Below are 8,320 nucleotides of genomic sequence, written 5' to 3' on the forward strand. Positions count from 1 at the left end.
ACGGCACCGAGGACAAGCCCTCTTTCAGCGGCGCCGTCGGCGGGCACCTCGCCGTCCAGCTCGATCACGCCAGCAAGGACCCCGCGCGGCTCGCCGACGAGCTGGTGAAGAAGGCCGACGTCACCCTGCACGAGCCGGAAGCCCTCGCCCTCGCCCTCGCGCAGCAGCCGCACACCTTCCTCGGCGACGGCCGCCGCTTCGCCGCCACCACCACCGACGGCCGTGTACGAGAGCTGCGCGTCAAGGCGGTCCCCCAACAGGACGCCTGGAAGACCGCCCCGACGGACAAGGAAGCCCCCACCGACCCCTACAAGCTCGACACCGTCCAGCGCTCCCAGCAGACCGAGGGCCTGTCCTACTCCGAGTCCAGTAACGTCCGGGCACCGGTCTCCGCCGCGGTCGTCGGCGCGGGGGCGGTGGGGCGGATCACCGTCACCCCGGCGATGGCCACCGGCCGGGACCACAACCTCAACACCCAGCTGCTGTCGCAGGCCGAGACCCGCAGCCACGGCGCGTCCGTCGAAATCAGGACCGACGTCACCTACGAACTGACGCTCCACGACGTCCCCGCCACCGAGTCCGCCGAGCCCCCGGAGGCCCGTACCCACACCGTCAAGGACGGCCTGACCGTCCGGATCCCCGAGTCGCACACGACCAGCACCCGGCCCGACCCGCGCAAGGACCGCGTGCCGCTGAAGTTCACCACGGAGTCCGGCGAGCGGGCGGGCATCGAACACACCGAGTCGTACTTCGGCCTCGACGCGATGACGGACTGGGTGCTCCAGCACACCGACTCGCCGGTCGGCAGCAACAACTACAAGGCCGTCGTCACCTACTTCTCGGCCGAGCACTTCACCCAGACCGCCGGCCGCGGCCCCGTACCGCCGCTGCGTCTGCACACGTCCGACGGATCGGCGTCCGGCACCGTCACCGTCGACCGGCCGGTGCCCCACCGGCACTGGGTGATCGACGCCGGCACCGACTTCGAACTGCGCGACTCCGGCCAGTTCACGCAGAAGAACGAGAGCAGTGTCCACCGCGACCACAGCCTCGACGCCACCCTGTTCGCGGGCGCCCAGCTGGACCCCACCGGCTTCTCGGACGCCGCCGCCGCGCCGCGCGTCCAGGCGGGCCTGACGTTCGGCTACAGCCATTCCTCCCGCAACACGGCCAACCTGGGCGGCCCCGCCGGCGTCAAGCACGCCGAGCGCTCCCCGAAGGACGTCCGGACGGTGCTCGTACTGCGTGAATCGAAGGTCACGGTGCGGATGCCGGACGACACGCACGAGACGTTCACCGTCGGCAGCCTGGTCCGGATGCCGCTCGGCGAGGCCCAGCGACTGGCCGGCTGGGACAACCAGGACGGCCTGCGCGTCGGCGTCAACGAACCGGGGAAGCCCGCTTACTGGGGCGACGGGAAGGTGTCCCTGCTCGGGCCGGGGCGGCCGGGCGAGATCCACGTCGACATGCCCCGGCGGAATCCGGAATCGGCGGCGAACGACGGCCGGACCACCGGGGAGAAGCTCTTCGACTCCCTCTTCGACGACCTGAAGAAGGCCGATCCCGGCCTGCCCCTCGCGACCCGGGACCAGGTGAGAGCCGCCGGACAGCACCGCTCCTGGTTCAAGAGGCTCTTCCCAGGCGGCAGGACCTCCGCCCTCGCCGTGGCGAACGCCCGCAGCCTGATGACGGCCCTCTCCGACCAGGCGCTGCGGGAGGGCATGCACCAGGCGGCCACCGCCGAGGGCATCCGGGTCCCTCTGCTCGGCTCGACGTTCACCAAGGACCGCGGCTACACGCTGACGATCCGGGCCGACCTGAACAACCCGACCTACGCGGGCAGCAACCGCCGCACCCCGACCGAGGCGACCAGCGGCGGCGAACGGTTCGACACCGCCCACCAGGTCACGCACTCCTGGAACCTGGGCCTGGAGGGGACCTTCTCCGCCCGGGGCAACGCGAAGGACGCGCTGGGCACACCGCAGGCTGCCGGCACCGGCGGTATCGGCGCGCGCGGCGGCCGGACGACCACTCGACAGGTCAAGTCCGGGGAGACCGCCACCCGCGAAGATCTGTTCGTGCCCGGGCCCGGCACCGACCACTACGACTTCACGGGCGAGCTGACGTTCGAGATCCAGCGCTCGGCGTTTCCGCAGCCGCTCATGCAGGCGCTCACCCTGGGCGGGATGCGGGCCCTGGCACGGTACGGCGCGGACTCGCACTTCCGGGCGGTGAGGCGGCTGGGCGAGTACGCCGGACTGGGTGGGATCGGCGAGGTCCGGGAGGGGGAGAGGTCCGTCCCCCTCGCCTCCCACCGGGTGGCGTTCACCTTCGGCGTGCCCGACGCCCTGTCCAAGGCGAGTGGGATGTCGGACGCCGACCGGGACCGGTTCACCGGAAAGACGCAGGCCGGCGAGCCATCGGGGGTCGAGATCCCGGAGCCGGACACGATCCTCTCCGAGGGGCTGACCGCCATCACCCTCTCGGTCCGGGCCGATCAGAACCTGCTCGGCCCGGCGCTCGCCCTCGCCGGGAAGACGTCCGGGAACGCGTGGCAGCTGACCGACGCGGGGGCGGTGATGTCCGAGCGGATCCGGCGGGCCTTCGGACAGCACTCCCTCACCGCCTTCTCCGACCAGGTGTTCTCGCCCGGCGGTCACAGCGTCGGCAATCTGCACGACAAGGGCACCTTCTTCGCCGGGGACGAGTCCGTCTCGCTCGCCGGGACCCGCCACAACCTGACGGTGGTGGGCACCTCGTTCACCGCGTCGCCCGAGATGAACACCGCGCTGGAGCAGGCGTTCGGCTACTCACGGAGCGGGTCGTGGGGCGGCTCGCTCGGCACCACCGGCATGTTCGCCGGTGTGCAGACGGCCGGCGTCACGCACCTCACCGGCCAGGGCGGAACGGCCAGCACCTGGCTGCAGAAGTTCCGGACCTCGGCCAAGGGGTCCTCCGTCACCTCGACGCGTGACCTCAACCAGGTGATGGGCAACGACCGGTGGGTGCTGGTCGTCGGCGACACCGATTACCGGATCGGCACCCGCCACAGGTCGCTGGGCTTCTTCGGCCGCCCCTTCGGGAGCCACCGCACCGACTCCTCGCCGGTGATCCGGAAGCCGGGCGGATGGGTCGGCCTGATCCGGGAACGCGACGCGATCAGGGCGAAGCTGATCGACGACGGTCTGGGCCCGGTGCCGGGCACGGACACCGGTGCCGAGGCCACTGCCACCGGTGCCGAGGTCACCGCCGACGCCGACGCCAAGGCCAAGGCCAGGGAGAAATGGCGCCACCGGCACGACCTCGCCGGAGCGGGCCGCGGCGCCTTCGCACACACCGCACCGCAGGACGCCGCCGGGCTGAAGAAACTCGGGGAGGCCCTGGACAGGGCGGGCATCGCCGAGCAGACCCGGCACACCATCAACGCCATGGTGTCCGCCCGCGCGGGCCGGTCCGCCATTCAGAGCGGGAGCCCGCTGACGGCCCGCGGACGCACCTCCGCCCTCGCACACGTCCGGAAGCTGAACGTCCTGGGCAGGGACGTGGCCGTCACCGTCCGGCACGAACGCGTCGGGGAACCCGAGATCGTCGACACCCTGTTCGGCGACCACGAGTTCGGTGCGAACCGCGCCACGGCCCAGGACGACTCCGTCTCCTCGTCGAAGACCGGCGCGCACGGCGTCAACGGCGGTGAACTGGTGCGTGTCCCGGGCGGCGCGGGCGGCCCCACCGCCGGCGCCGGAGCCGGCGCCGGGGACTCCGTCACCGCGACCGAGTCCGTCTCGGGCGTGACCACCCAGGTCACCACCCTTCCCGGTCCGAAGGCGGTGCTGAGGACCGACTGGAAGACCACCGTCACCGTCACCTACTCCGACGGCAGCGAAGTCATCGACCCGGTCACCTGGAACGCCACCGTCACCACGTCGGAGTCGTACCTGATGCTGGAGCCGGACGGGGACGGCGAAGGACCCTCGACGTCGTCCCCGACCGCATCTCCGACGACGCCCACGGCAACGCCCCCGAGTCTGCGGCCGAAGGCCGCGGTGACGATCGATCCGCCCAAGAGCGGCGGCAACCCCGCCGACCTGCTGGCCGAGACCACGAAGAAGAACGCCGAGAAGGCCCGCACGGGCGACGGCGGCCTGCACATCCACGAGGTCATCGGTGCCGACCAGGTGCAGGACCTCGGCAAACTGCTCGTCTCCCGGGCCCACCGCAACGACCTCGGCCACACCGCGCAGCACACGTACGAGGGCGACGCGCTCACCGAGGCGGTGAACCACGCCACGCGCGCGAGCGACCTCGTGAAGACCGGCAGCTCCGGCGCCGACGCGCTCGGCACCGCCCTGGACGACCCCTCCCTCACCGCCGCTCTCTCCTCCGGCGCGGCCCAGAGCGGCCGGCACGCCGTCACCGTCTCCGACAACAGCCTGGTCGGCGGGGTCGAGGCCACCCTCACCCTGGCCACCCACCTCGATTTCACGAACGCGCGCCGCATAGCCGTCAGCGGCCAGGTGAGGCTGGACGACCTCACCGGCACCGGCACCGGCGGCGAGATGTCCGACGGAACCGTCCTGACCTGGACGGCGGGGCCCGGTGCCGCCGGCAGCGCGGACGCCGGCGGCAACGTGCTCGTCACCCCCGGTGTCTCCGGCGCCGGCGTCGGCAACAGCGCCGGCGAGACGCACCGGATCGGACAGGCCGAGCAGACCCGGCGCAACCTCAAGCCGCCCGCCGGGCACGGCCATCTGTACGCCGTCCCCGCCACCTTCCACCTCGCCGCGGAGGCGAAGCGCCACATCAAGGACAGCACCGCCGGCCGGCCGTTCACGGCCCCGGCCGCCCTGCAGTCCGGGAGGACCGAGGCGACGGTCCTCGTCTGGCTGAGCGACCAGCGGGTGAAGGAACTGGGGCTGGACCGGCGCTCCAGAGCGAAGGCCGGGGCCACCGGCGAGGCGGACGAGGCCGGGCTGACGCAGCTCATCGAAACGGAGGAGAAGGCCGCCCAGAAGCTGACCGAGGCCGAGAAGGCGTGGGAGGACAGCGACAAGAAATACTGGGAGGAGCGCCGGAGACTGCGGGAGGAACTCGACAGCGTCGAGGAGTACCGGGAGAAGCACCGGAAACTGAAGGAGGAGCACGAGGCGATCGAACGCGACCTCCGCTCCGACCCCGGGGAGCGCGAGTTCCATCAGGCGAGGCTGGACGAGTCCACTGCGAGACTGGACGCCCTCACCGCGAAACTGGACGAGCTCACGGCGCCGTCGGACCAGCTCACGAAGCCGCTGGAGAAGCTCGCGGAGGCGGTGGAGAAGGCCCGTAACCACTACTTCGAGATCCGCCGGCTGACCGACCCGATCTTCCGCGACGGCCCGGACGTCCAGGCCGCGGCCGACAGGTTCAGGGAGAAGTACGGCCACGAGGACAAGCCGCAGCCGAAGCCGGAGGACGAGAAGAAGGAGTTCTCGGAGAACGAGGACGGCGGCACCCCGGTCACGATCACGATCGACGGTACGACCCACCCCCTGGTGGACGTCGAGAACGACGGCCGCGGGTTCTTCCACGCCCTGGCGGAAGGGTTCCGGCGGGGCGTGCACCCCGACCGGGCCGGGGCGAACGGCCTGGAGCTGTGGCAGGAGCTGGCCGGGAAACTGCGGACACCGGACGAGACGCCCAGACGCTTCGCGGAGCTGGCCGCGATGGTGCCGCCGGACCTGGCGGACACGTTCACCGCAGCGGACGTCACCAAGGCCGGACTGCTGTCCTTCCTCGACCCGACGACCAAGGCCGGGCGGGAGTTCCAGGACCGCGACGGAGCCCTCCCGCCGACGAGGGAGGCGCTGACGGAGCAGCAGCGCCGCACGCTCGCCGAGATCTCCGCGGGCCGGGACGGCGACCGCGAGACGCTGGCCGGCCACGGCACGGCGGACCTCTACCCGGCGCTGGCGGCGGCCCTGTGGAAGGTGCCGGTGACCGTGGCGTACGACGGGAAACTGCACACCTTCCTGCCGGGCGGCGGCGAGGGGAAGCCGGGGGACAGGGAGCGGGGCGTCCTGCTGCATCTGAAGGCCGGCCCGGAGGGCAGGACGTACCGGTACGTCGACCACAGAACGGTGCTGCCGACGCCGCCCCCGCCCCCGACGCGGCCGGACACCGAGACGCGGACGCCGGTCCCGGCGCCGGCACAGAAGCAGTCCGGGACGCGGGAACACGCGCGGACGTCCCCTCCGGATCCGGATCCGGCTCCGTCCCCGACGCCGTCGCAGAACACGGCCGCCCAGACGACGGGTGGCGGGGGAACCGTCCGTACGGCGGACGACCACGCCGTCTCCCAGGGAATCTTCGACGTGCTCACCCCGCCCACCCGGGGCGGCGACGAAACCGCCGGGACCATCGACATCGACGACGAACTCGCCGCTCTGGGCAACCGGTTGAACCTGCCCGCGATGGGGCTCCACGCATTCGACCAGTACATGACCGAACTGGGTTTCGGCCGCTCCCACTGGGAGTCCCTCGACGACCATCTGGCCCGCCGCGGTTCCACGCTCGCCGAACTGGCCGGTGGCGGTGATCACGACCGCATACGTGACGCGGTGGTGGACTGGTTCTCCACGCCCGTCCACCGAACGCCGGACTCGGTCCTCGACGCCGCGTACTGGTTGCGCACACAGCCGGACCACCTGGAACGACTCCTGCGCGCACACGCTCTGCACAACACCGACGACGTCGTCCGTCTCGTCAGAGAGAACGGAGGCCCCGGCCCGGAGGGAATCGCCGCCTGGCTCGACGCCCACCCCGACGCCGTCGCCCGGCTGCGGAACCTCCAGGACGCCGCGCGGTTCACGGCCGCCGTAAACGACCTCGGCATTCCCACCGGCGCCGTGAACGGCCCCGGCATTCCCACCGGCGCCGTGAACGACCTCGGCATTCCCACCGGCGCCGTGAACGGCCTCGGCATTCCCACCGGCGCCGTGAACGACCTCGGCATTCCCACCGGCGCCGTGAACGGCCCCGGCCTCGACACCGGAACCGGTCACGAGGCCGCCCCCGGGCCGGGCCGCGGCCCCGACCTCACCGCCTTCCGCGCCTGGCACGCCGCCAACGGCGGCCCCGAACACCTCGGCCGCACCACCGACGAGGACGTGCGCGAGGCGGTCGCCCGCTGGTACCTCGAATCCGGACACCGCCTCGAAGGCCTCCCCGCCGACGTCGATGTCCGGGCGCTCGCCCGACTCGCCGGTGCCGCCGGCACCACGGGCGGGGCGGCCCTCGCGGAGTTCCGCGCCGCCGCCGCCCACTTCCTCGCCGACGGCAGTCTCGCCCAGGCCGTCGGCCTCGCCACCGCCCTCGGCGCCGGACTCGGTGACGCCCACGCCCTCACCCGGAACCTGGCCGTCGACGCCGCCGCCCTGCGCCCCTTCGGGCGACTGCTCGGACATCATCTCGCCCGGCACGCCGCGGCCCCCCAGGCGATCGACGCGGCAGCGGCCTCCTTCCGCGTCGACCTCGCGCACCACGGCTTCACCACGGCGGACCTCGCCCTGCTGGCCGAGCCGGGGACAGGGAACCGGAACGTCGATGCCATCGGCACCGAACAACTGGACTCCTTCGCCCACTACCTCGTCCACCAGAAGACGCTCGGCGCCACACCGCACGCGGCGGTCCGGGCGTGGCGGAACCTGCCCGCCGCCGTGGCCGCCGCCCACGTCGAGACCTGGCGCGGGAACGACACCGCCGAGGGGGTGGTCCTCGGCACCGTCGACGTCCTGCCCCCGAGCTGGACGAAGCACGAGCGCTTCGGCTACCTCGGACCGATCTCGAGCCGCGCCTTCCGGGCGCGCCGCGTGCTGCTCCCCGGCGGCTCCGTGCGAGCCGAGGTCACCCTCTCGGTCAAGCTGCTCCACGAGGCCGGCCAGGAGCACCTCGCCGAGGCCGCCCGGCGCGTCGCGAGGAGTGCTCTCGACACCTACCTCAATTCCCCCCGTTACCGGCTCCCCAACGGCGATCTGCTCCATGTCGCGGTGGAGTTCACCGATGCCGACGTGCCCGTGGAGCGCTGGGAGAGCGGCTACCTCAAGAGCCCCGTCAACGGGGTCCACCTCGTCGACCTCTCCTTCGAGCCCGGCGGTCGCATGGAGGCACGGCAGTGGAACCTGCCCGGCGACAGCCCCGCCGTCCTCGCCCATGAGCTGACCCATCTGCTCGGTCCCCGGGACTACTACCGTGAGCACTCGAACACCCTGCGCCCCGTCTACACCGACCGGGCCCTCATGGGAGGCCCGGTCTTCGGTACCCGCTACGGGCAGCCCGACACCAACCC

1 pseudogene is annotated in these 8,320 nt (G+C 72.2%); it reads left to right on the top strand.

Annotation, left to right across the window (positions count from 1 at the left end):
• A pseudogene (locus KUM32_RS35875) lies at positions 1-8,320 on the top strand (hypothetical protein); the annotation flags it as partial.

The organism is Streptomyces sp. AC627_RSS907, from assembly GCF_019049165.1.